The organism is [Actinomadura] parvosata subsp. kistnae, from assembly GCF_900323885.1.
GTDB classification, from domain to species: domain Bacteria; phylum Actinomycetota; class Actinomycetes; order Streptosporangiales; family Streptosporangiaceae; genus Nonomuraea; species Nonomuraea composti.
Window position 1 is genome coordinate 278,689 of the sequence record NZ_OOHJ01000005.1, and the last position, 17,548, is coordinate 296,236.

A 17,548-nucleotide genomic window follows, 5' to 3' on the forward strand; every position below is an offset into this window, starting at 1 on the left:
TCTCCTGGGCCGCCGGCGGCCCGCGGAGCCCCCGAGTGCGAGTTAACGTAGCCGTTGCGCCGCACGGCGGTCAAGGAAAACGTGTACCGGTCTACGACGCTCCTCCTGGCTTTCATGGGTGCCTTATTGATCTTTGGTTATTCTCCATAGACCGGTCTACGGGGTTGATCATGTCGTAGGATCGGCACGACTCGGCTGGAGAAGGGGATGCCCATGGTCGCGCCAGAACGGCGGCGAAGAGTGACCATTTCCGACGTGGCGCGACACGCCGGCGTCTCCAAAGCGGCGGTCTCCAAGGTGATCCGCAACGACTACGGCGTCAGCGACGCCATGCGCGACCGCGTCCAGCGCTCCATCGCCGAGCTCGGCTACCGCCCCCAGGCCGCCGCGCGGGCGCTGCGCGGGCGGGCGTACACGATCGGGGTGCTCATGCAGCACATCGGCATCCCGTTCTACGCCGAGATCGTGACCGGGCTGGTCGACGAGCTCGCCGCGTCCGACTACCAGGCGATCATGATCCAGGGCGGCACGCACGACAAGACCGAGAAACGCGCCATCGACGCCCTCATCGACCGGCAGGTGGACGGCATCCTCATGATCGCGCCCCTGGCCGGCCGCTCCCACCTGGAGCAGGTGGCCCGCGAGATCCCCACCCTTGTGCTCGGCCGGCACGACCGGTCACCGGCGTACGACTCGATCGTCGACGACGACCGGGTCGGCTCCGAGCTCGTCATGGAGCACCTCATCGGGCTCGGCCACCGGCGCATCGCGCACATCACCTTCGACAAGGCACACGGGCAGGCCGCCGACCGCACGCCGCGCATCAGGGCCGAGACGTACGAGCGGGTGATGCGCGAGCACGGGCTGGCCGGCGAGATCGCCGTCGTCGCCACCTCCTACACCGAGGAGGGCGGCTACCGCGGCGCCCAGGAGCTGCTCAGCCGCACGCCGCGCCCCACCGCGATCTTCGCCGGCGCCGACGAGGCCGCCCTCGGCGTCCTCGCCGCGCTGCACGAGGTCGGCCTGTCCGTCCCCGACGACGTGTCCGTGGCCGGTTACGACAACACCAAGCTGGCCGCCCACCCCCGCATCGCCCTGACCACCGTCAACCAGGACGGCGTCGTCATGGGGCGCACGGCGGGGCGGCTGCTGCTCGAACGCATCGAGGGCCGCACGTCCGCCGCGCACTTCTCCGTCATCCCGAGCCTCGTCGTCCGCGGCTCCACCGCCGCGCCCCGCTGATCGTGACGACTGCTCGATGAAGCCGAGACTGCGGCAGCGCCCGGCACGGCTGAAACGTGCGGCGTGGCGTCGGGCGATGATCGGGATGATCGCCGTAAAGCGGGGCGGGCCGGGCGAGTGACTCTGGTATGTCTGGTCTACTCGCCCGTGTTACGGTGATCGCCATGAGCACCGGTGTGGACGCGGAGGCCGGCGGCGCCGTCATGGAGACCTACCGGCGGCTCGGCGACGCCCTCCGCCGGGGGATGTTCGCGGCGGGCAGCCGCCTGCCCGGCGAGCGCGACCTGGCGGGCAGCCTCGGCGTCAGCCGCTCGACCCTGCGTCACGCCCTCACGCGCCTCGCCGAGGAGGGCAGGCTCGAGCGCTCCGCCCAGCGCGGCTGGTTCGTGGCCCGCGACGTGGCCGGCGAGCCGCCGAGCACGCTCCAGAGCTTCTCCGAGATGGCCAGGGGGCGCGGCCTCACCCCGACCTCCGAGATCCTGCTGCGGCGGGAGCGGCCGGCCACGTTCGAGGAGGCCGAGCGGCTCAGCGTCGCCCCGGCCGCCCGCGTGCTGGAGCTGCGCCGGCTGCGCGGCCTCGACGGGGTGCCCGTCTGCCTCGACACGAGCGTCATCGTGCTCGCGCGGGCGGCCGCGCTCGCCCGTACCGACCTCACCGATCGTTCCCTGTACGAGACGCTGGAGCACGAGTGCGGCATCCGCGTCGGCCGCAGCTCGTGCACGGTGCGCGCGGACGCCGCCGACGAGGAGATCGCCCGGCTCCTGCGGGTCGATCGCGGCGCCCCGGTCCTGGTCGGCGAGGAGGTCACCTATGCCGACGACGGCACCGCCGTCCTCACCGGGCGGACGATCTACCGCAGCGACTCCTACCGTTTCCAGGCCGACCTGTTCCGCCCGATCTGAGCGGCGTCGGCCTCCCTCGTCCGATGCGAGCGGCGCTGGCCCGCGTCGTCCGATCTGAGCGGCGCCGGCCTGCGTCGTCCGATCTGAACGGCGGGGTCAGCTCGTCCAGGTTCGCGTGCGGCGGAGCGTCGGCAATGCCGCCGTCCACGTGCCCGCGCCCTCGGCGGCAGGCTGCCCGGCTGGTGATCCGTCACCACCGCCGCCACCGCCACCGCCGCCGCCGCTGCGTCTGTCACCGGCGCGCCGCTGTCGCCCGGAGCGTTCGGCGCGTCCGGCGCGGGATGGCAGGTCAGGGGCGGTCCGGCGCGGGGTGGCCGGCCGTCAGGCCGGTCGCCTCGTCGGCGAGCAGGGAGGGGGCGGCGCAGTCGCTGAGGACGGTGGCGGGCCAGCCGGGGTCGTAGCGGTCGGCGGCGGCGAGGCGGCGCGCTGTCGCGGCCTTGTCCGCGCCGTGCACCACCATCACCACCTGCTTCGACAGGTCGCGGATGGTCGCCACGCCCACGGTCACGCCATGGCCGGGCACCTCCTCCAGCCCGCCGAACGTCGGGAAGGTGGCGAGGTTGTCGCGGCGGGTGCGCTCGGCGAGCGCCACCACGCGGGTGCGGGCGTCCGCCGGGGTGCCGGCGGGGTTGAACGCGATGTGGCCGTCGCCGGCGCCCGAGGCCAGGATGAACAGGTCGACGCCGCCGATGCCGGCGATCCGGCGGTCGTACTCGCCGGGATCGGCGGGGTCGGGCACCCAGAACCGGTCGGGGGTGATGCCGCGGCCGGGGCCGGCCGCGGCGTTCAGCGGCTCCACGATCTCGGCCCGGCCGAAGCGCACGCAGCTGTGGGGCAGGTCGGGGTCGATGCGGCGGAACCGGCCGGTTTCGGGCGCGCGCACGACGTACTCGTCCATCATGACGATCACGACGTGGCCCAGGCTCAGCCTCCTGGCCGCGACCTCGCGGGCGAGCGCCGCGTACGTGCTGCGCGCGCTGCGCCCGCCGGGGCAGCCCAGGACGTACGGCCGGCCGTCGCGGGCGGCGTCCGCGATCTCCGTCGCGATCCGTGCGGCGAGGACGTGTCCCAGGGCTTCGGGATCGGGGAAGACGGTGGGCCGCACGCGCACGGGCAGACTCCTCTGCAGACCAGTTGTACCAGTCAGCGTAATCGGGTGCTGCCGGCTCGGGCAATGCCCGTCCGCGGGCGCTACCCCAGCTCGTCGCGGCGGCGGGTCAGGTAGGCGGTCTCGGCGGTGTTGCCCGCCAGCTCGATGGCCCGCTCGTACGCCGCACGCGCCTCCTGCCCCCGGCCCAGGCGGCGCAGCAGGTCGGCGCGGGTGGCGTGGTAGGCGTGATAGCCGGACAGCGTCTCGGCCAGCCGGTCCACGACGGCCAGCGCCACCTCCGGGCCGTCGAGCTCGGCCACGGCGACGGCCCGGTTGAGCGCGATGATCGGGGAGGGGTCGAGGCGGGCGAGCCGGTCGTACAGGGCGAGGATCTGCGACCAGTCGGTGTCGCGGATGTCGCGGGCGGAGGTGTGCACGGCGTTGATCGCCGCGAGGATCTGGTAGCGGCCGGGGACGGCCCCGGCCACGGCGGCGGCCAGCCGCTCGCGTACCAGCCGGTGGCCCTCGGCGATCAGCTCCGCGTCCCAGGCGGCGCGGTCCTGCTCGGCCAGGGGCACCAGCTCGCCGCCGGCCGAGACGCGCGCGGCCCGGCGCGCCTCGGTGAGCAGCATCAGCGCCAGCAGCCCGGCCACCTCGCCGTCGTCCGGCAGGAGGGCGCGGATCAGGCGGGTGAGCCGGATCGCCTCGCCGGTCAGGTCGTGCCGCACGGGGTCGGTGCCGGGCCCGGTGGCCAGGTAACCCTCGTTGAAGACGAGATAGAGGACGGCGAGGACACCCGAGACGCGCGCCGGCAGGTCGCCGGCGGACGGCATCCGATAGGGGATGCGCGCCGCCTTGATCTTGGCCTTCGCGCGGGTGATGCGCTGCCCCATCGCGCTCTCGGCCACCAGGAACGCGCGCGCGATCTCCGGCATGGTCAGCCCGGCCACCATGCGCAGCGTCAGCGCCACCCGCGCCTCCATCGCCAGCGCCGGATGGCAGCAGATGAAGATCAGGCGGAGCCGGTCGTCGTCGATGACGCCCAGAGACTCGGGCGGGTCGTCGTAGGACATCAGCGCCTTCCTGTGCTTGTCGTCGCGTTTGCTCTCGCGCCTGATCCGGTCGATGGCCAGACGGGTGGCGGTGGTGGTCAGCCAGCCGCCCGGGTTCGGCGGCACGCCGTCGGCCGGCCACCGCTGCACGGCGGTCGCGAACGCCTCGGCCGCCGCCTCCTCGGCGATGTCGAGATCGCCGAACCGCCTGGTCAGGGCCGCGACCACGCGGGCCCACTCGTCCCGGTGCGCCCGGGTGACGGCCTCATGGGCGTCGATCGTGCTCACCGGACCGCCCGCACCTCGACGGTGGCGCCGTCGGCCTGGTGGTGAATGACGGAAATCAGATACCGCATCCGAGGATCATCTCCTGGGGTGTCAAGGCGGTGCGCGAGGATCGCGGGCGCGCGTCCCCACCTCTGCTACGAACACCCCCGCCCCGATCCGACACCACTTCCCGAAAACCTCGGCCCGGGACGCCCTGCTGCGAGATATGGCCTGTTCAGGGTAGGGGCCCGGCATGATTCGAGCACGATTCGCCGGCAGCCTCCTGGTTGCGGGCCTGCTGGCCGCGTCCACCTCCTGCGCCCCCGCGGCCCCACAGGCCGCCGGCCGGATACCGGTGACCGCCGTCACGGCCTCGCAACCACCGTCCGAGACGCTGTCACCTCTCCTGGAACAAGCGCTCCCGAACGTCAAGGGCAAGACGTTCACCTCGGCGATCGTCAGCTTCCCGCCCGCCGCCCGCGCCGCCCCGCACCGCCACGGCGACGCCTTCGTCTACGCGTACGTCCTCGCGGGCACCGTACGCAGCCGCCTCGGCGGCGAACCGGTGCGCACGTACCGGCAGGGCGAGAACTGGGTGGAGCTCCCGGGCGCCCATCACGTGCTCACCGAGAACACCAGCCGCACACAACCGGCGAAACTGCTGGTCATCTTCGTCTCCGACACGGGAGCCCAGCTCAAGGTCGACGATTAGGGGTTCACCGTCTCGGAAGCGGGCAGACGACGTCCGGCAGCCCGCGGGGGAGGGCCCGGCGCTCGTCTCGGCGAGGTCGCCGCCATGAAGTACTGTTCGCGGGCGAAGGTGTAGGTGGTCACGTCCACCTGGCCCGAGTCGTTCACGCGCAGGAAGCGCGCAGAATGCCCGAAGGCGAGGCGCACGGCGCGCAAGGTGCGATCGGCGGTCAGCGTGACCTGCACGTAGCCGCGTCATGGCTCGGCAGGGAAGAGGCCGGAGAGCTTATGGGTCAGAAATCGGGAAAGATCAGGTTCCGGGCCGCCGTCCGCGCCATCCTTGGAACGTGCAGACGATCGACCTCCTTCACTCCCTCTACGCCCGGCGGTTGCGCCGTCAGGTGATGGCGGGCCCCCTGCCCCGCCACGTCGGCCTGATCATGGACGGCAACCGGCGCTGGGCCAAGCAGATGGGCATGGCCAACCCGAGCATGGGCCACAAGTACGGCGCCGACCACATCGAACACGTGCTGACCTGGTGCGAAGGGCTCGGCATCCAGCATCTGACCGTGTTCCTGTGCTCGACCGAGAACCTGCAGCGGCGCGGCGACGAGGAGGTGGCGTTCCTGCTGAGGGTCATCGAGCAGATGGTCGCCGACCACTTCGACCGGCCCGACGCGCGCTGGCGGGTGCACGTGGCCGGGATGCTCGACATCCTGCCCGACACCACCGCCCGCGCGCTCAAGAGCGCCGTCGAGGCCACCCGTACCTGCGACACCGGCTTCCACCTCACGCTGGCCATCGGGTACGGCGGCCGGCAGGAGGTCATCGAGGCGCTGCGCGAGCTGCTGTACGAGCGGGCCGAGGCCGGCCAGTCCATGGTGGAGCTGGCCTCCACGCTGACGGTGGACGACGTGGCCCGCCACCTCTACACGGCCGGGCAGCCGGACCCCGACCTGGTCATCAGGACCAGCGGCGAGCAGCGCATGTCGAACTTCCTGCTCTGGCAGTCCGCCTACTCCGAGCTGTACTTCTGCGAGGCGTTCTGGCCGGCGTTCCGGGAGATCGACTTCCTGCGCGCGTTGCGCAGCTTCGCGGCCCGGCAGCGGCGTTACGGGAGCTGAGAGGCGAGCCCCTCACAAGCGACAAAACCGGTTGCCGGGGGAGTGGCGCCGGTGGTGGGGTGTCCCGGTGAATCGTGATGAGGTGCTGGCCGCGTTCGATCGGGAGCTGCGGCGCGAGGCCGTCGCGGGCGAGCCGGGGGCGGCGATCGAGCGTGACGGGGGCGTGGTCCGGCAGGTGGGGCCCGAGGACGGCTGGAACGGCGTCCTCTGGTCCGGCCTGAGCACCGGGCAGGACGCCGACGCCGCCATCGCCGCGCAGGTGCGGCGGTTCGGGGCGCTGGGGCGTTCGTTCGAGTGGAAGCTGTACGGGCACGACCGGCCCGCCGACCTCGGCGACCGCCTGCTGGCCGCCGGGTTCGTCCCCGAGCCGGCCGAGACGCTCATGGTGGCCAGGGCGGCCGACCTGCCCGCCGCGCCCGCCCTCGACGGGATCCGGCTCGTCCCGGTGACCGATCAGGACGGCGTCGAGCTGGTCGCCGACGTGCACGACGCGGCCTTCGGGGGCGCCGCCCGCGTCCGCATCAGGGAGCGGCTGCTCGCCCAGCTCGCCGCCGGGACCGTCGTCGCGGTCGTCGCCATGGCCGGCGACGTGCCCGTCAGCGCCGCCCGCATGGACCTGCACCCGGGCACCCGGTTCGCCGGCTTGTGGGGCGGTGGCACCGTGCCGGAATGGCGCGGCCGGGGCGTCTACCGGGCGCTGGTCGCCTACCGGGCCCGCGAGGCGGTGGCGCGCGGCTACGAGTATCTGCAGGTGGACGCCTCCGACCAGAGCCGCCCCATCCTGCTGCGGCTGGGCTTCGCCGAGCTCACCACGACGACGCCGTACGTGCATCCTTGAGTACCCTTGGTCTGCCCGTCCGCGCGAAGGAGCGAGAAGGAGTACGTCACGAACCCGCGAGAGCTCGGCCTGCTGGCCGACTGTGAGAGCTGCTTCGGCCTGTGCTGCGTCGCGCTGCCGTTCGCGGCCTCGGCCGACTTCGCCGTGGACAAGGCCGGCGGGCAGCCCTGCCACAACCTGCGTGACGACTTCCGCTGCTCCATCCACGCGCAGCTCAGGGAGCGCGGGTTCCCCGGCTGCACCGTCTTCGACTGCTTCGGGGCCGGGCAGAAGGTCTCGCAGATCACGTACGAGGGGCGGAGCTGGCGCGAGGAGCCGGCGACGGCGCGGCAGATGTACGCCGTCTTCCCCGTCATGCGGCAGCTCCACGAGCTGCTGTGGTACCTCGCCGAGGCGCTGACCCTCGAGGCGGCGCGGCCGTTGCACGACGCGCTGCGGGGTGCGCTCGACGAGACCGAGCGGCTCACCCGGCAGGGCGCCGACGCGCTGGAGAAGCTCGACGTCGCCGCCCACCGGGGCGAGGTCAACGAACTGCTGCTGCGGGCGAGCGAGCTGGCGCGGGCGGGGCTCAAGGGCAAGGAACGCCGGGGGGCCGACCTGATCGGCGCCCGGCTGAAGGGGGCCGACCTGCGCGGGGCCAACCTGCGCGGGGCGTACCTCATCGGGGCCGACCTGCGGGGCGCCGACCTGCGGCAGGCCGACCTCATCGGGGCCGACCTGCGCGGCGCGGACCTGTCGGGGGCCGATCTGACGGGCTCCGTCTTCCTGACGCAGGCGCAGGTCAACGCGGCCCGTGGCGACTCCGCCACCCGGCTGCCCGGCTCGCTGTCCCGGCCCGCCCATTGGACGGACGGCGCCGGAGGAGCGGGGGAACGCCGACCGGCCGGCACCGGACGGCCCACCCAAGGCGCGAGCCGAGGCAAGGCCGCGAGCGGGGGCAAGGGCGCGAGCGGGGCCGGGGTCAGGGGCGGGCCGAGGCCAGGGCGGAGGCCAGGGCCGGGGTACGGGCCGTCGGCCGCGCTGACGTCGCGTCGCCTAACGCGGCGCCACGGGCTGCCCACCGCGCTGACGCCACGTCGCCGACCTGCGACGCCACGGGCCGTCGGGCGCGCTGACGCCACGTCGCCGACCACGTCAGGGGCCGCCGGCCGCGCTGACGCCACGCCGCTGACCCGCGACGCCAGGGGCCGCCGGCCGCGCTGACGCCACCTTGCCGAGCGCGGCGCCACCGGCAGCGCCCTCGCGGCGCCTCCGGCCCGTCGCCCGGCATGCGGCGCGTCAGATCGGGTCCGTCGTGTCGCCCAGGGATTCCAGCAGGTCGCGCAGCGTTCCGGCGAGGGCTTCGCGTCGTTCCGGGGCCAGCGCGGCCAGGACCCGGTGCTCGGTCTCGATGTGATCGGGGAGCACGCGTTCGATCAGCGCGTACCCCTCCTCGGTCAGCGTCACGTGGACGACGCGCTTGTCCGACGCGCTGGGGCTGCGCGTCACCAGGCCGCGCGCCTCCAGCCGGTCGAGGCGTTGCGTGACCGCGCCCGAAGTGATCATGGAGGCGCGCATCAGCTCGGCGGGCGTCAGCCGGTGCGGCGGGTGGCTGCGGCGCAGCGTGGCCAGGACGTCGAACGAGGCCCGGTCGAGGCCGTGCGCCGCGAACGTCCGGGACAGCTCGGCGTCGATGAGCCGGTGCAGCCGCGACAGCCGCCCGATCACTCCCATGGGGGAGACGTCGAGGTCGGGGCGCTGGTCGTGCCACTGCTTCAGGACGAGTTCGACATGATCGGCCACCACCCCAGCCTACCGATGTCTTAGCGGTGAGGTAAATCGCGTGACAAATACCTTAGCGTTGAGATATTTTGTCTTAGTGCTAAGAAATCGCATGGGCCTCGTCCTCGTGACCGCGCTGACCCCCGCCATCTGGGGCACCACCTACCTCGTCACCACCGAGCTGCTGCCGCCCGGCCGCCCCCTCCTGGCGGCGGTGCTCCGGGCACTGCCCGCCGGCCTGCTGCTCGTCGCCCTCACCCGCCGCCTGCCGCAGGGCGTCTGGTGGTGGCGGGCGCCGGTGCTGGGCGCGCTCAACATCGGGGTGTTCTTCGCGTTGCTGTTCGTGGGGGCGTACCGGCTGCCCGGAGGGGTGGCGGCCACCGTCGGCGCCGTGCAGCCGCTGCTGGTCGCCCTGCTGTCGGCCGGGCTGCTCGGCGAGCGGCTGACGGTGCGGACCATGGTGGCCGCGGTGGCTGGCGTGGCCGGGGTGAGCCTGCTCGTGCTGCGCGCGGACGCCCGGCTGGACGTGCTCGGCGTGGCCGCCGCGCTCGGCGGCGCCGCCGTCATGGCGGCCGGGGTCGTGCTGAGCAAGCGGTGGCAGTCGCCCGCGCCGCTGCTGGCCACCACCGGTTGGCAGCTCGTCGCCGGCGGGCTGCTGCTGGTGCCCGTCGCGCTCGCCGTCGAAGGGGCGCCGCCCGCGACGCTGAGCGGCGCGAACCTCGGCGGGTACGCCTACCTCTCGCTCGTCGGGGCGGCGCTGGCCTACGCCCTGTGGTTCAGGGGGCTGCGGGTGCTGTCGGCGACCAAGGTCACCTTCCTCGGCCTGCTCAGCCCGGTCGTGGCGACCGCGCTGGGGTGGATCGTGCTCGGCCAGGAGCTGACCGCCGCGCAGGCGCTCGGCGCGCTCGTCGTGCTGGCCGCCCTGGTCGCCGCCCAGCTCCAGCCCTCCCGGCGACGGCGGGCCGCAGCCGCGCCGCCCGTACCGGCGAAGGAGCGACAGCGGGCCGCCACAGCCGCGCCGCCCGAGCAGCCCGAGCAGCCCGAGCAGCCCGAGCTCGCCGGGAAGGCGACCTGAGCGTTACTTCCGGCGCTGCACGTACAGGCGGTTGCCCTGCGGGCCGGTCCACTCCAGCCGCACCACGCCCGCCACGGCGGCGTCGCCGACGCGCGCCGGATCCGCCCAGTAGCCGAAGTTCGGGTTGCGGAAGAACGTGGCCCACAGGTGGCCGCTGTGGTCGACGAAGAAGTTGTTGTGTCCGGCGCCGACGCCCGCGGTCCAGCGCTCGGAGTACGGCCCCTCGAACGTGTCCGACACGGCCACGACGGCGTCGTACTGGTACTGCGTCCGGCCCGCGCCGGCCGGGTCGTAGGCGTAGCGCGTGCTGCCGTCGGCGTTGACCGACGACCGGTTCCAGGCGGCGTGCAGCAGGTAGTACTTGCCGCCGTACTTGAAGACATAAGCCCCTTCGAGGTACGGCTCGGGCGCGTACGGCGTCTGCCGGAACGTCGGCAGGTTCGTCGCCGGGACGATGTCCTCCATGTCGTCCCTGAACTTGGCGTACAGGTTGTTGTGCAGCACCAGCCACGCGTCGTCGCCCTCGGTGTAGAGGCTGCCGTCGATGTGGTGGTAGGCGCCCGGCTTGATCCAGCCGGGCCCGCCGATGAACGGGTCGCCGAACGGCTTGTCGTGGTTGCCCTCCACCAGCCGGTACGGGCCCTCCACCCCGCCCTCGCTCACCAGCATGAACGAGCCCACCTTCTGCGAGTGGTCGCCCATGCAGGCCACGATGTACCACTTGCCGCGGAAGTAGTGCACCTCGGGCGCCCACGCGTTGCCGCGCTTGCCGAACTGGCCCTCGTCGGTCCAGTACTCCTGCCACGGCGCCACGACCACCCGCCCCGGCCGGTTCTCGCCGGCGAACTCGGGCGACCACACCTTGCCCTTGGCGGCGTCCGGCCGGATCCGGGTGGTGTCGGCCAGCCGCCACGGCCCGCGCAGGGACCTGGCCGTCCACACGTAGATGCCGTCGTTCCAGGGCCCGGCGGCGGGGAGCCCGGCGACGCGGGTGGTGCCGGTGGCGACGTAGAGCGGTCGGCCGCCGACGCGGAAGCAGTTGACGTAGGTGTCGCGCATCCAGACCCGGCCCAGCTCCTCGTCCTGCGGGCGCAGCTCCAGCGGCAGGACGAAGGAGTTGTCGTCGCGCGGCCACAGGTCCTGCCGGGTGTCGGCGAGCCCGTACGGCTCCGGCTCGGGCCAGTTGGCCGGATAGCGCCCCGCCGTCTCTGACGTGGCGGCCTGGGCGGCGCCCGCGGGCAACGCCGCCGCTCCCAGGAGGCCCGCCACGCCGGTCAGCAGGGATCGCCGGTCGAACGACCCGTTGTCGGAACCCGTCATCGATCATGTCCTTCCACGTCGGCGCAGCCCGGCGCGCCCCAGGGCAGGACGGAGCGTCCCTGCCAACGGCTGGGGGGTCGCCGTTGTGCGGCAATGCGGAGAGTCTGCCCAGGCGGCTTTATTTCGTCAATAACCCGGAAGAAATCTCCCGCCGACCCCGCGAGCAGGCATGGAAAGGTGAAAGCGCAGGTCAAGTGGTCGTGAACGCGTTCGGCGCCGTGTACTCGCCGTAACGTTCCGGTAACGGGCTTGCCAGAGCGGGCGGCCGCGCGGTCAGATGGCGTCCGTGATCAGGCTCACTGGTAGTAGCCCTCAACCGGTACGCGTGCCTCCTCCCACAGGGCTGGCCCCTCCGCCGGCACCCGCGGGAAGCCCGAGCCGGCCGGCTTGAGCGTGTTGAGCTGCTCGGACGACAGCGCGAACACCACCCGCCCGAGCCCCGACCGCTCGATCGCCCCCGTGCACATGCCGCAGGGCTGGCAGCTCGTGTACATGGTGGTCCGCGCCGCCGTGTCCTGATCCAGCTCGCGGGCCGCCCAGCGGGCCAGCTTCAGCTCCGGGTGCGCGGTGATCTCGTCGTCGGTGAGGCTGGTGTTGCCCGCCTCGGCCGGCACCGTCCCGTCCGGGCCCACCAGGAGCGAGCCGAACGGCGGGTTGCCGCCCGCCCGCGCCTTGGCGGCGGGGCGCGGCCAGGGAGGGTTGGCGGGGGGCGACGCCCAGCAATCGCGGCGGACGGGAAGGGCCGTCCGCGGCGTCAGCCGGCTCCTGCGCCACCGCGGCTCACCCCGTGAGGCGAGCGGCGGGCGGGACACTGGCGTGAACGTCGCCCATAGCTTGGACAGCACATCCCCACCCGCCGGTTCCATCCACAGCCGACCTCTTCGCCCGGAAACGCCGGGCTCTGCCTCTGCCCTGGAACGCCGGGCTCTGTCCCGGGCGCGTCGGCGACCCGTCCGGGAAACGCCTGCCACCTCTCCGGAAACGCCGGCCACCCGGACGGGACCGCACCCGTCCGGGTGGCCGGAGCCTCAGGGCCCGGGGCGGCCCGGTGGCCCCGGAGTGCCCTGAGGCTGGGAGCGGCGGGAGGCTCGGGTGGCGTGAGCCCCTCCGCCGCGAGTGATGGGGCGGGGTCAGCCCGGCAGCCGCTCCAGCGGGCGCTTCCCGCCCTGCTCGCCGTCGTCGCCCCACGTCCCCGCCCCAGGCCCTGACATGTCTCCAGCCTCCGGGCCCGTCACGCCGTCCACCAAACCCGAGCCCGGCGCGCCGTCCACAAAACCCGTGCCCGGCGCGCTCTCCATCGCGCCCGCGTCCGGCGCGGCGCCCCGCCGCACGATGTCCACCGTGACGAACTGCGCCCGGTGCGGGTGCCGCCGCACCCGCACGGAAGCCGCGCAGCACGCCGCCGCTATTTCCGCCCCGAACGCCTCGAAGTCGTCCGCGCAAATCCCGGCCCGGAGCAGAATGTAGGCCCTTTCCCCGAACGCGGTCGGCGTTATCCAGAGGATCAGCGGAATTCGCCCCGCCCGCGTGTGCATGGACGTCTCCGAGCACACCCGCTGCAGCCGGTGCCGCGAGAACAGGCACCAGAAGTGCCGCAGAATCCATTTCCGCCCGGCCGGCACGGTGGCGGGCACGGAGACGGTGCCCGCCAGCGCGGCCGTGGCCCACCACATGCCCTGCCCCGCCGCCGTGACGATCGTGACCGCGGCCCCCACCGCGAGCACGAGCAGCACGATCTCCGTACGCCACCGCCACAGCCGTGTGAGCGGCCCCGGCCCCGGCTCCAGGAGCAGGTCGTCGACCGGCAGGTACGGGTTGTGGCGCGGATTACGCGGGAACATGGCGATCATCTCCCACCCCTGCCGGCTCGCCGGCGGCCCGCAGCTCGGCGAGCCGGGCCGCCTTGAGCGCGTCGAAGCGCGGGTCGCGGTAGCGCCGCGAGCCGAACCCCGTCTTGGTGACCGTCCACCCGTACTGGCGGGCCCGCTCGTCCTGGTCCGCGCACAACGCCCGGTCGGCGCGCGCCAGCCAGCCGCTGACGCAGGACCTGATTCGCGATACTCGCTCGGTGACGTGAAGCATTTCGGCCACCACTCCCCCTCCGTTTTTGTTCTTGTGAAACCCCTCATATCCGTTCGCAGGTTCGCTGCCGATAGGGCCAGTTTGCGCCGCCCCCGGCATTGCGGCGATAAAGCTGGCTCCCGAGTCGTTGGTTCGGTTTTCCGCACCCGTTGAGCGGGCGTGGGGCGGCGGGCTACCGTTTGCCACGTGACGTCCTTCCGGGTGGTGATCGCCGAGGATCACCTGCTGGTACGGGCCGGGATCGAGGCACTGATCGCGACCGAGTCCGGGGCCGAGGTGGTCGGCGTCTGCTCGGGTTACGAGGCGCTGATGGAGTGCGTCGACCAGGAGAAGCCCGACGTCGTCGTCACCGACATCCGCATGCCGCCGACGATGAGCGACGAGGGCATCAGGGCGGCCACGGCGTTGCGGGCCGGCCATCCGGACGTGGCGGTGCTGGTGCTGTCGCAGTTCCTCGACCCGACGTACCTGCTGGCCCTGATCGAGCAGGGCAGCAGCAGGCGCGGCTACCTGCTCAAGGAGCGCATCGCGGCGCCCGGCGAGCTGATCTCGGCGGTGCGCACGGTGGCGTCGGGCGGCTCGTTCATCGACCCGGTGGTGGTCGAGTCGCTGGTGGCGGCCAAGGCCCGCAACGACGCCGGCCTGCTGCGGCACCTGACGCCGCGCGAGCGCGAGACGCTGGCGGAGGTGGCCGCGGGCCGGTCGAACCTGGCGATCGCGACCGCGTTCAACGTCTCGGAGCGGGCGGTGGAGAAGTACATCAACTCGATCTTCGTCAAGCTCGGCCTGCGCGGCGACCGCGACACCAACCGGAGGGTCAAGGCGGTCCTCATGTTCCTCGACTCGGGCCCGGGAGGAGGAGAAATCCGCCCGCGATAGTGATGGTGGCACCACCGACACGGCGCCGGTCGAGTGCGACGATCAGCGGTGTGGAGCAACACCTCGTGCGCGTTCTGGTGGTGGACGACCTGCCCTCGTTCCGCCGGGCCGTGACCGGCGTGATCGCGGTGGTGGACGGCTTCGAGCTGGCGGGGGAGGCGGCCAGCGGCGAGGAGGCGCTCGACTTCCTCCGGGACCACGCCGTCGGGATGGTGCTGATGGACGTGAACATGCCCGGCATGGGTGGGCTGGAGGCGGCCAGGACGATCAGGTTCCGCCATCCGGACGTGAAGGTGGTGCTGCTGTCGGTCAACAACACAGAGGATCTGCCTCGTGACGCGATGGTGATGGGCGCTCATTATCGGCACAAGGACCGCTTCGGCCCCGACGAACTGGAGGCGTTGTGGAGCGACGGGGGGCCCGCGGGCTCGTAGCCGGCCTGCGGGGGCACGAGATCATCGAGATCGGCGCGCCGGAGTGGGAGCGGCTGCGCACCTACATCCAGGCGGACCTGGTCGGCGTCGTGGTGGCCGCCGTCTGGATGGCGGTCCTGTGGGCGGGGGTCCGGAGGGAGGGGTGGCTGCTCGCCATCGCCGCGCTGCTGCTCACGCTGGCGGCGTTCCTGCTGCGCGCCATCCACCTCATCCACCGCTACCGGCGCTTCGCCGCCGTCGTCGTCTTCGCGCTGGCGAACTGGATCGTGGCCGTGGCGGTCACCTCGGCGGTGCCGTTCGCGCTGGGCACGCTGGCGCTGGCGGTGCTGCTGCCGGTGCTGGTGGCCGTGCAGCACATGAACCACGAGCGGCTGTCGGCCATGCTCGGCGCGACGATGCTGGTCGGCACGGTGCTGGTGGTCGTGGGCAGCGTGACGCCGGGGGTCGGGCTGGAGCGGCTGATGCCGAAGTCGGTGACGGACGCGCTGGCGATCGCGTTCATCCCGTTCATCACGATTTTGGTGTCTCTGGCCGCCTGGCAGAACCACGGCATGCTCGTCGCCAGGACGGAGGCGCTGCGCGAGTCGCGCGCCCGGCTGGTCGCCGCCGCCGACCGCGAGCGCTGCCAGATCGAGCGCAACCTGCACGAGGGCGCCCAGCAGCGCCTGGCCGCGGCCGCCGAGCAGGCGCGCGAGGCCCGCCGGCTCCTGGACGACGACCCGCGGCGGGCCGGCCCGCTGCTGGCCCGCCTGTCGGACGACCTCCAGGAGGCCAGCGCCGAGCTGCGCGGCCTGGCGCACGGCATCTACCCGCCCCAGCTCGGCCAGTACGGCCTGGAGACGGCGCTGCGCGCGGCCGCCCAGCACGCCCCGATCCCCGCCACCGTGCACGCCAGCGGCATCGGCCGCTACCCGCCCGAGATCGAGATCAACATCTACTTCTGCCTGCTGGAGGCCCTGCGCAACGCCGTCAAGCACGCGGGGGAGCGGGCCACCGTCGTCATCACCCTCCAGGACCGCAACGGCCTGTCGTTCGACTTCCGCGACACCGGCGCCGGCTGCGACCCCCGCCTCGTCCACACCGGCGCCGGCATGATCAACATGAACGACCGTCTCGGCGCCATCGGCGGCACCCTCACCGTCGACACCAGGCCGGGCGGCGGGCTGCGCCTGCACGGGCACCTGCCGCGGTCGGTGCTGGAGAGCGCCGGCGTGGAGCGCTCCAGCCAGGAGCCCGGCAGCGCGCTGCGCGGCGCGCTGCACGCCGTCTGGCACCTCATCGCCCGCCTCTACACGATCCTGCAGCGCAGCACCCACCCGCACCCCCAGCAGTACATCGTCACCGGCCTGCTGGCGATCATGGGCGTCGCGCTCGGCGCCGGCGCGGTCGCCGCCGCCGTCTACGCCGGCGCGCACCGCATCTGGCTGCTCGCCCTGGCCGGCGGCTGCGGCCTGGTGACCGCCCTCGTCGTGGCGGCGCTGCGGGTCGTGCGCCGCCACCGCATCGAGCACGCCATCGGCCTGTCGGCCGCGATCACCTGGTGCTACGCGCTGACGCTGACCGCGATGGTGCCGGCCGCGCTGCCGTACGCGACGCTGGTGAGCGTGTCGCCGGTGCTGCTGTCGGTGGCGTTCCTGCCGCGCCGGCGCTTCAAGGTCGTCATGGCCGGTACGGTCGCCGTCGCCGTGGCCGTCACGCTCGCCGGCCGCCTGAGCCCCGGCATCGGCCTCACCCCCACGTGGCCGGTCACCGCCGTCGTCGCCGCCCTGGTGCTGCTGGCCCTGACGCGGGCCTCGTACCTGGCCTGGCACAACCACGTGATGCTGGTGGCCAGGGCGGAGGCGCTGCAGGAGTCGCGGGCCCGCCTGGTGGCGGCGGCCGACCGGGAGCGCCGCCAGATCGAGCGGAACCTGCACGACGGCGCCCAGCAGCGGCTCGTCGCCGCGGCCGTGCAGTCGAGGGTCGCCCAGCGGCTGATCGACGGCGACCCCGGCCAGGCGGTCCCCGTGCTCGCGCAGCTCTCGTCCGACCTGAGCGAGGCGCAGGCCGAGCTGCGCGACCTGGCGCACGGCATCTACCCGCCGCAGCTCGCCGAATCCGGGCTGGAGGCGGCGCTGCGGGCCGCCACCCGGCACTCGCCGCTGCCGACCGAGATCCGCGCCGCCGGCCTCGGCCGGTACCCGCCCGAGATCGAGATCAACGTCTACTTCTGCCTGCTGGAAGCGCTGCAGAACGCCAGCAAGCACGCCGGCGAGCAGGCCACCGTGACCATCGACCTGCACGAGCGGGACGGGCTCTGCTTCGACTTCGCCGACACCGGCATCGGCTGCCACCCCGGCCTGATCCCCACCGGGCACGGCATCACCAACATGTACGACCGCGTGGGCGCCATCGGCGGCACCCTCACCATCGAGACCAGCCCCGGCGCGGGGCTGCGCCTGCACGGCCGCGTCCCGGCCGCGGCCCACCGCCCCTGAAGGCGGCTCCGAGTTCGTGCCACACCATCCCTGGGTAGGCCAGAGAGAGCTTGTGACCGTCGGGGGAGGTCACGATGGAGGTCGCAGATCGCGGGAGCAGCGGGCTCACGTTCGGCATGCTCGATCCGGCGCCGGTGGCGGTGGCCGTGACACAGGGCCCGGAGCACCGGCTGATCTACAGCAACGCGCTGTACCGGTCGATGGTCAGCGACCCACGCGGCGGGGCGCCCGTCGAGGAGGCGTTCACGGAAAGCGTGCTGCCGCACTACCGCGCCCTGTTCGACCACGTGTACGCCACGGGCGAGCCGGCCACCA

General features: G+C 73.1%; 17 protein-coding genes and 1 pseudogene. 10 read left to right on the forward strand and 8 right to left on the reverse strand.

Features of this window, described 5'->3' with window-relative positions; genetic code table 11:
• Positions 1–255: 255 nt before the first annotated feature.
• Positions 256–1,242 (forward strand): LacI family DNA-binding transcriptional regulator, encoded by a 987-nt coding sequence (locus KIS93_RS02635; RefSeq protein WP_230466085.1) that lies wholly within the window; start codon positions 256–258, stop codon positions 1,240–1,242.
• 164 nt (positions 1,243–1,406) lie between these two features.
• Positions 1,407–2,144: a GntR family transcriptional regulator gene (locus tag KIS93_RS02640; protein ID WP_080037899.1), complete on the forward strand. Its 738-nt coding sequence runs from the start codon at positions 1,407–1,409 to the stop codon at positions 2,142–2,144.
• Positions 2,145–2,433: 289 nt separating this feature from the next.
• Here the strand turns inward: KIS93_RS02640 and KIS93_RS02645 are convergent, their stop codons facing one another.
• Positions 2,434–3,255 (reverse strand): 6-phosphogluconolactonase, encoded by an 822-nt coding sequence (locus KIS93_RS02645; protein ID WP_222107184.1) that lies wholly within the window; start codon positions 3,253–3,255, stop codon positions 2,434–2,436.
• Between the two features lie 80 nt (positions 3,256–3,335).
• A complete protein-coding gene (locus tag KIS93_RS02650; RefSeq protein WP_080037900.1) occupies positions 3,336–4,574 on the reverse strand; it encodes an RNA polymerase sigma factor in 1,239 nt (412 codons plus the stop codon).
• A 232-nt stretch (positions 4,575–4,806) separates the two neighbouring features.
• Between KIS93_RS02650 and KIS93_RS02655 the strand changes: the two genes are divergently transcribed.
• The gene (locus KIS93_RS02655; RefSeq protein ID WP_080037901.1) at positions 4,807–5,265 is read left to right on the forward strand and encodes a cupin domain-containing protein; all 459 of its coding nucleotides are present in this window, start codon (positions 4,807–4,809) and stop codon (positions 5,263–5,265) included.
• On the opposite strand, the gene KIS93_RS02660 is transcribed toward KIS93_RS02655, so the two are convergent.
• Complete coding sequence (locus KIS93_RS02660; protein ID WP_080037902.1) at positions 5,262–5,489, reverse strand: hypothetical protein; 228 nt, start codon at positions 5,487–5,489, stop codon at positions 5,262–5,264. The genes KIS93_RS02655 and KIS93_RS02660 overlap by 4 nt on opposite strands.
• A 158-nt stretch (positions 5,490–5,647) precedes the next feature.
• On the opposite strand from KIS93_RS02660, the gene uppS reads away from it, so the two are divergent.
• From uppS to KIS93_RS02675, 3 genes and pseudogenes are all read left to right on the forward strand, one after another.
• Positions 5,648–6,367: a polyprenyl diphosphate synthase gene (gene uppS / locus KIS93_RS02665; protein WP_240974106.1), complete on the forward strand. Its 720-nt coding sequence runs from the start codon at positions 5,648–5,650 to the stop codon at positions 6,365–6,367.
• Positions 6,368–6,434: 67 nt separating this feature from the next.
• A complete protein-coding gene (locus KIS93_RS02670) occupies positions 6,435–7,205 on the forward strand; it encodes a GNAT family protein (RefSeq protein WP_080037904.1) in 771 nt (256 codons plus the stop codon).
• 69 nt (positions 7,206–7,274) lie between these two features.
• Positions 7,275–8,051: pseudogene (locus KIS93_RS02675) on the forward strand (pentapeptide repeat-containing protein); the annotation flags it as partial.
• Between the two features lie 432 nt (positions 8,052–8,483).
• On the opposite strand, the gene KIS93_RS02680 reads toward KIS93_RS02675, so the two are convergent.
• Positions 8,484–8,987: a MarR family winged helix-turn-helix transcriptional regulator gene (locus tag KIS93_RS02680; protein WP_155126826.1), complete on the reverse strand. Its 504-nt coding sequence runs from the start codon at positions 8,985–8,987 to the stop codon at positions 8,484–8,486.
• 91 nt (positions 8,988–9,078) lie between these two features.
• Here KIS93_RS02680 and KIS93_RS02685 point away from each other — a divergent pair, with 91 nt between their 5' ends.
• Positions 9,079–10,041, forward strand: a complete 963-nt coding sequence (locus tag KIS93_RS02685; RefSeq protein WP_080037906.1) for an EamA family transporter — start codon at positions 9,079–9,081, stop codon at positions 10,039–10,041.
• 3 nt (positions 10,042–10,044) lie between these two features.
• On the opposite strand, the gene KIS93_RS02690 is transcribed toward KIS93_RS02685, so the two are convergent.
• From KIS93_RS02690 to KIS93_RS02705, 4 genes are all read right to left on the reverse strand, one after another.
• Positions 10,045–11,361, reverse strand: coding sequence for a family 43 glycosylhydrolase (locus KIS93_RS02690; protein WP_080037907.1), 1,317 nt, complete (start codon positions 11,359–11,361; stop codon positions 10,045–10,047).
• A 296-nt stretch (positions 11,362–11,657) separates the two neighbouring features.
• A complete protein-coding gene (locus KIS93_RS02695) occupies positions 11,658–12,206 on the reverse strand; it encodes a nucleoside deaminase (RefSeq protein ID WP_230466086.1) in 549 nt (182 codons plus the stop codon).
• A gap of 285 nt (positions 12,207–12,491) precedes the next feature.
• Positions 12,492–13,211: a hypothetical protein gene (locus tag KIS93_RS02700; RefSeq protein ID WP_155126829.1), complete on the reverse strand. Its 720-nt coding sequence runs from the start codon at positions 13,209–13,211 to the stop codon at positions 12,492–12,494.
• On the reverse strand, positions 13,189–13,452 hold the full coding sequence (locus KIS93_RS02705; protein ID WP_155126832.1) for a hypothetical protein: 264 nt from the start codon (positions 13,450–13,452) through the stop codon (positions 13,189–13,191). Before KIS93_RS02705 ends, KIS93_RS02700 begins: the two co-directional genes overlap by 23 nt.
• A gap of 177 nt (positions 13,453–13,629) precedes the next feature.
• On the opposite strand from KIS93_RS02705, the gene KIS93_RS02710 reads away from it, so the two are divergent.
• From KIS93_RS02710 to KIS93_RS02720, 3 genes are read left to right on the forward strand one after another with little or no spacing between them, the layout of a single operon-like run.
• A complete protein-coding gene (locus KIS93_RS02710; protein ID WP_206068859.1) occupies positions 13,630–14,322 on the forward strand; it encodes a response regulator transcription factor in 693 nt (230 codons plus the stop codon).
• 50 nt (positions 14,323–14,372) lie between these two features.
• Positions 14,373–14,756, forward strand: a complete 384-nt coding sequence (locus KIS93_RS02715; RefSeq protein ID WP_186403547.1) for a response regulator — start codon at positions 14,373–14,375, stop codon at positions 14,754–14,756.
• The gene (locus KIS93_RS02720; RefSeq protein ID WP_080037911.1) at positions 14,726–17,233 is read left to right on the forward strand and encodes a sensor histidine kinase; all 2,508 of its coding nucleotides are present in this window, start codon (positions 14,726–14,728) and stop codon (positions 17,231–17,233) included. The genes KIS93_RS02715 and KIS93_RS02720 overlap by 31 nt, the downstream gene beginning before the upstream one ends.
• Positions 17,234–17,548: the final 315 nt, after the last annotated feature.